The organism is Domibacillus indicus (assembly GCF_023715895.1).
Taxonomy (GTDB): Bacteria; Bacillota; Bacilli; order Bacillales; family Domibacillaceae; genus Domibacillus; species Domibacillus indicus_A.
Genome location: NZ_JAMBOO010000074.1, coordinates 1 through 532 on the forward strand (window position 1 = coordinate 1; position 532 = coordinate 532).

General features: G+C 35.7%; 1 tRNA gene. It reads right to left on the bottom strand.

Annotation, left to right across the window (positions count from 1 at the left end):
• Nucleotides 1-407: 407 nt before the first annotated feature.
• Nucleotides 408-482 (bottom strand) — tRNA-Gly (locus M3221_RS25565).
• Nucleotides 483-532: the final 50 nt, after the last annotated feature.

The window sequence follows — 532 nt, forward strand, 5'->3', positions numbered from 1 at the left end:
CAGGATCAAACTCTCCAAAAAAGTTTGACTTGCTCATTTGTTTCCATTAAAACACGGGGTGTTTTTAATGGAAGATAAAAATTTAAAACGTTGACGTTTATTTTGTTCAGTTTTCAAAGATCAATTCTCTTTACTGTCATATCCGACAGCTAAATAATCATATCATATACCGATTCGCACGTCAACACTTTTTAAAAAGAAATATTATCTTTTCAAAATGATGAAGTTATAAATCAGTTTATTCAAGCCGCTCTGTTTACCGGCGGATTAATAATATAGCATAAGTTTTCTTACGAAATCAATAGGAATTTATCAAAATATTATTTTTCCAAAATAAAAATCCGATGCAAACCTAACATCATGCATTCACTAAACAGAATGATGACTGCCATCAAAACACATACTTATGGAGCGGAAGACGGGATTCGAACCCGCGACCCCCACCTTGGCAAGGTGATGTTCTACCACTGAACTACTTCCGCAAAATAATGGCTGGGCTAGAAGGATTCGAACCTTCGCGTGACGGAGTCAA